This is a genomic window from Mycobacterium sp., assembly GCF_032162105.1.
Lineage (GTDB): Bacteria > Actinomycetota > Actinomycetes > Mycobacteriales > Mycobacteriaceae > Mycobacterium.
This window is the reverse complement of sequence record NZ_JAVRPS010000473.1, coordinates 1-5,483: the sequence shown is the minus strand read 5'-3', so window position 1 is coordinate 5,483 and position 5,483 is coordinate 1. Positions and strand designations below refer to the sequence as shown.

General features: G+C 66.0%; 8 protein-coding genes. All 8 read left to right on the top strand.

From position 1 onward, the window contains the following. On the top strand, positions 1-311 hold a 311-nt coding region (locus QOC69_RS24430; RefSeq protein WP_526444467.1), incomplete at its 5' end, for a hypothetical protein. Between the two features lie 358 nt (positions 312-669). After that, positions 670-1,593, top strand: coding sequence for an alpha/beta hydrolase (locus QOC69_RS24425; RefSeq protein WP_526444465.1), 924 nt, complete (start codon positions 670-672; stop codon positions 1,591-1,593). 85 nt (positions 1,594-1,678) lie between these two features. Beyond that, positions 1,679-2,446 (top strand): glucose 1-dehydrogenase, encoded by a 768-nt coding sequence (locus tag QOC69_RS24420; RefSeq protein ID WP_526444463.1) that lies wholly within the window; start codon positions 1,679-1,681, stop codon positions 2,444-2,446. A 10-nt stretch (positions 2,447-2,456) separates the two neighbouring features. Continuing rightward, entirely contained in the window at positions 2,457-2,852 is a 396-nt protein-coding gene (locus QOC69_RS24415) for a nuclear transport factor 2 family protein (RefSeq protein WP_526444461.1), read from the top strand. Between the two features lie 9 nt (positions 2,853-2,861). Next, complete coding sequence (locus QOC69_RS24410; RefSeq protein WP_526444459.1) at positions 2,862-3,677, top strand: SDR family NAD(P)-dependent oxidoreductase; 816 nt, start codon at positions 2,862-2,864, stop codon at positions 3,675-3,677. Positions 3,678-3,698: 21 nt separating this feature from the next. After that, positions 3,699-4,190 (top strand): nitroreductase family protein, encoded by a 492-nt coding sequence (locus tag QOC69_RS24405; RefSeq protein WP_526444469.1) that lies wholly within the window; start codon positions 3,699-3,701, stop codon positions 4,188-4,190. Continuing rightward, on the top strand, positions 4,093-4,350 hold the full coding sequence (locus tag QOC69_RS24400) for a nitroreductase family protein (RefSeq protein ID WP_526444457.1): 258 nt from the start codon (positions 4,093-4,095) through the stop codon (positions 4,348-4,350). The genes QOC69_RS24405 and QOC69_RS24400 overlap by 98 nt, the downstream gene beginning before the upstream one ends. Before the next feature lie 96 nt (positions 4,351-4,446). Next, positions 4,447-5,483: cytochrome P450 (locus tag QOC69_RS24395; protein ID WP_526444454.1), on the top strand; the 1,037-nt coding region annotated here is incomplete at its 3' end.

The window sequence follows — 5,483 nt, the reverse complement described above, 5'->3', positions numbered from 1 at the left end:
TCAGCCCCGAGCGAGACGACGACTTCAACCACTGGTACGACGGAGTCCACCTCCCCGAGGTGCTGGCCGCCGACGGCTTCGTCGGCGCGTCCCGCTACCGGGTCTCCGATGCCCAGGCCAAGGGCGTGGCCACGCCGGAGCACCGCTACGTGTCCGTCTACGAGGTCGATACCGACGACCTTCAGGGCGCGCTCGACGCGCTGCTGCGTTCGGCACGGAACCTCGACATGGGTGACTCCCTCGATCCCTCGACGGCATCTGCGGTGCTCTGGGATGAGATCACGCCCCGCATCGCGGCCACCGGCATCTAGATACCTGGGACATTCGATATTCAGGGGTTCCCCAGCCGACGGCCACTCCACCGAGATCAGCAGGGGCCGGCTGGTCCACCTTTGGGACAGTTCGGGCGCTTCATCGCCAGGGTCCGAAACCGCTGCGGCGGTTGACGTGAGCGCCTTATCAGCATAAATGTAGTAAGCACCCACTCCAATAGTTGAATCGAGGTGGCGGATGGTCGTCCGGGCAACAGCCATTGACACGAAGTGAGTACTTACTAGTAAACTGACGCAGTGTACGCGTAGCTCGCCTAGCTGTCCGACTACGACTGGATCGTCGACGGCACCACAGTGCCGCCCGCCGTTGTCGGAGCCCACCACCAAGGAGAATGCGATGCCTCTTGATCCGAAAGCTCAAGCCTTGATCGACATGCTGGCGGCCGCCGGCTTTGAGGGGATCGAAAACCTCCCCATCGAGACGGGGCGCCAGCTCGCCGGTGGTTTCGCGGCCATGGGCGGCGACCCGCCGGACATCGCCGAGGTCCGCGAGATCACCGTCCCTGGGCCGACCGGCGAAGTCTCCGCCCGGCTCTACCGGCCCTCCGGTGACATGCCCCTCCCAGTCTTCGTGTGGCTGCACGGAGGCGGCTGGGTGTTCGGCACGGTCGACCTCGATGACACGTTCTGCCGGATCGTCGCCAACGCGGTCGAGGCCGTCGTGCTCAGCGTGGGGTACCACCTGGCACCAGAACACCCCTATCCCGCAGCGCTCGATGAGGCCGAAGCCGTGGTGAGCTGGGCCCAAAACCACAGCGCCGAGGTCGGGGGCGACCCGAGACGGGTCGCGCTCGGCGGCGAGAGCGCCGGCGGGAATCTGGCCGCCGCCACCGCGCTGCGCCTACGAGATTCCGGCGCGCCACCGCTCTCCCTCCAGGTTCTCGTGTGCGCGATCCTCGATTCCACGATGACCTCGGCGTCCCTCCAAGAGCACGGCGAGGGCAAATTCCTGACCAGGTCTGTGCTGGCGTGGTCTTGGGACCACTACGCCAGGGGTCACCTGCAAGAGCCCTATGCGTCGCCCATGCACGCGACGGACCTGAGCGGCGCCGCGCCGGCATTGATCATCACTGCCGAGTGCGACCCGCTGCATGACGAGGGTGTCGAGTACCGTCGTCGCCTCCTCGATGCCGGAGTGGGCGCCGAGTGGATCGACTATGACGGGATGATCCACGGGTTCTTCGGTATGGCCACGCAGTTCCCCCAGGCTCACGAAGCCGCGGAGGCCGTGGTACAGGCGCTGACGAAGGCGTTCGCGTGAGGGTCGAGGCCCAGGCGCCGACCGTTGTCTCGGGCCTGCTGCACCAGTGGCGAGAAGATGGCTGCCTCGCGGGGCTGGCGATCCGATGACCGCTCGGTTGGCAGGCAAGGTCGCGCTCATCACGGGCGGGTCGCGGGGCTTGGGGGCGGCCGAGGCCCGGCTATTCGTGGAGCACGGCGCCGAAGTCGCGATCGCCGACGTGCTCGATGCCGAAGGAGAGGTGCTGGCCAAGGAGCTGGGGCCCAGCGCGCACTACATCCACCTCGATGTGACCGACGAGCAGTCCTGGGCAGCATGCGTAGACGACGTCGTGCAGTCGTTCGGCGCCCTCGACGTGCTCGTGAACAATGCCGGTATCGCGTCCCTGGCGCCCATCGTTGACACCACGACCGAGGAGTACCTGCGGGTCGTCGGCGTGAACCAGCTCGGTGTCTTCCTCGGGATACGCACCGCGATCCCGGTTATGACCACGGCCGGGCGCGCGTCGATCGTGAACATCTCCTCGATCGAAGGCATCGGGGGCAGCCCGGCGACGATCGCGTACTCGGCGAGCAAGTTCGCCGTGCGCGGGATGACGAAGGTGGCGGCGGTCGAGCTCGCGCCCTTGGGCATCCGGGTGAACTCCATCCACCCCGGAGGGGTGCGAACACCGATGCTCGACCCGATTGGTGGGGTGGACCTCGTCGGGAGGGTCGAACCGTTGATCCCGATGAAGCGGCTGGCCACGCCCGACGAGATCGCCTTCCTCGCGTTGTTCCTAGCGTCCGATGAGAGCAGTTATTGCACCGGTTCGGAATTCATCGCCGACGGCGGCATCACCGCCAGCGTCTTGTTCAGCGCTGGTGACCACTAGAGAGGAATACATGTCCCAGGTACAGGATCTAGCGGAGCGTTGGCTCGGGGCGCTGCATGCGCTCGACATACCCGCCGCCGTCGAATTGTTGGCCGACGACGCGGTATTGGAAATGCCGCTCGCGCCGCCGGGCCTTCCAAATCGTTTCGAGGGAAAGGCAGCAATCCGTGCATTTCTCAGCGGCAGCCAGCTCTTCTCGAAGCTGGAGTTCCACGACGTCGAGGTCCATGCGACCTCCGACCCGGAGCTCGCCGTTGTCGAGTTCCGGTCGACTGGCACGTTCGAGGCCACCGGCCTCGAGTACGCGAACCGCTATGCGCTCATCGTCCGTGCCCGAGCGGGTCGGATCGTGCTGTATCGGGAGTACTTCAACCCATTGGCGCTTGCCGGCGCCCTAGAACGCTGAGGAGTCATCATGTCAACACTCACACTTGCGGATCGGGTCGCGATCGTGACCGGCGCCGCGTCGGGCATCGGGGCGGCCACCGCATCGCTGTTAGCCGAGCGGGGAGCCAAGGTTTGTTGCGCGGATCTCGACGATGCCGGCGCCAAGGTCGTAGCCGATGACATCACTCAGGCCGGCGGTCAGGCCTTCTCGATCGCCGTGGACATCGCTGACCCCGAGCAGAACGAGCGGATGGCCGACGCCACCGTCGAACACTACGGCGCCCTGCACATCGCGGTGCTCAACGCCGGCGTCGCCGCGGCGCGCTCCCTGCTCGATATCCCGGTCGCCGAGTGGGAGCGGACGATCGCGGTCAACCTCGGCGGTCCGTTCCTGGGGTTGCAGTCCTGTGGCCGAAGGATAGCGGCATCAGGGGGCGGGGCGATCACACTCACGTCGTCGGCGATGGGGATCCTCGGGACCTCGACCGGCGCCGCGTACTGCGCGAGCAAGCATGGCGTTCTAGGACTGATGAAGAGTGCCGCCGTCGATCTCGCGCCGCATGGCATCAGGGTCAATGCAGTGTGTCCCGGAACGATTGACACGCCGATACTCGGCCCCCTCCACGACGCACCGGAGCTGCTCGCGCAGTTGTTGGGTCCGACGAGCCCGAGCGGGCGCGTGGGAGCCCCAAGTGAGATCGCCGAGGCCGTCGCGTTCCTCGTGAGTGACGCCGCGTCGTTCATGACGGGCGCCACGGTGTGCATCGACGGCGGGATGACCTCGACGATGGGACCCTTCGGGACACCGGCCGAGGGTATCGGCGCGCTGATTGGCATCGACTGATGTCGCCACGGTGCGCTGACGATGCGCCTTCGTTTCGACGAGGTCGTCTACACCACGAGAGCCATGCGCCGGCTCCTGCCCGACCCGATACCGCAAGAGCTGCTGTCGCACATCGTGGAGGCAGCCACCATGGGACCGTGCGGCAACCACGTGGAGAACTGGCGCTTCTATGTGCTCACCGATCGGGCTCGGATCGCGCAGCTCGCCGAGCTCTGGGCACGGATTTTCGACCGGGTGAAGAACCAGACCGGCTCCATGCCCGCACTCCGGCGGTCATGCGAATACATGATCGAGCACTTCGCCGAGGTGCCGGCGGTCATCCTCCCCGGCGCAGTCGGCTTCCCAGGACCTGGGGCCAACGTGGTCGAGACGGTCACCTGGTACGCCAGCATCCTGCCGGGCCGTGCAGAACCTCATGCTGGCCGCCCGGGCCCGGGGGCTCGGCGCGACGTTGACCACCGTGCCGCTCGCCGCCCACGATGCCCTTCGTGGAGTCGGAGGAGTGGCCGATGACGTGACACTTGTCGCGTGCATCCCGCTCGGCTACCCGAAGGGCCGGTTCGGGCGACCGCCCCGCTTGCCCGTCGATGCCATCGCCTGGCTCGACGGCACTCCACTTCCGCCGCCCTTGGTCAGTTTCACCCAGACTGAGATCCCTGCGCCGAAGGCATGATTCGGCCAGGGCATCGCCACAGGCATCGGCCGACACGACCCTCAAGCGGCGCGGCGACGAACGTTCGATTGATGCTCGAGTACGAGACTTGCGGCCTTGTTTCTGGCTCGACATGAAGATAGTATGTACTTACTTGTTGACAATGAGGGAGCGAGCGTGGAATTCAACCTGTTCAGTCCGGAAATCACCGAGGACCCGTACCCCTTTTTCAGCGAGCTCCGCGCTGTCGGTCAGCCGGTGAAGAACGACCTCTTCGGGTTCTGGATGGTGGGGACCCATGAACAGGCCACCGCCGTCCTGCGGGATCCGGGACGTTTCTCGAGCGCGGCGATGGGAAACATCGGCCGGATCGGCGAGGCGTTCGCGAAGGAAAGCATGGCTGCTGCGGATCCGCCGGAGCATCACCGCCTCCGCAACGTGGTGCAGCGCGCATTCACACCGAGGGCGGTGAACAACCTTCACGAGTACGCCGAAATGCTCAGCAAGGAGCTGCTGGCGGACATCGAGCCTGGAGAGCCATTCGACCTGCTGTCGACGATGGCCGACACGCTGCCGCTGCGCGTTATCTCACGCATGATGGGCGTCGCCGGCGCGGACGAGAATGCGTTCCGCGGCTGGGCGAGTGACCTCGTCCTCGGCAACGGGATCATGGCGAGTCCGGAGCAGGCCGAGGCCGCGGTCGTTGCGGGCGAGTCACTTCGGAGGTACTTCTCGGAGCTCATCCCGGAACGTCGCGCCCACCCTGGCGACGACCTGGTCAGCGGTCTCATCGAAGCAAACGAGAACGACGCGCTGGCCCACAACGAGCTCCTCGCCGCCTGTGTCTTCTTCCTGTTCGCTGGCATGGAGACGACGACCAACCTGATCACGAACGCGGCCCTTGCCCTTACGGAGTTCCCCGAACAGCACGCCCGGCTCATGGCCGAACCGTCTCTGATGCCGTCCGCGATCGAAGAGTTCCTCCGGTACTGCAGCCCGCCTCAGGCGGTGCTCCGGACGGCGACCCAGGACGTCGAGATCGCGGGCCTCACGATCTCGAAGTCCGACAACGTCATCGTGCTGATCGGGTGTGCCGACCGGGACGAGGAGGTCTTCCCTCGGGCGGATCAGCTGATCTTGGATCGAGACGCGAA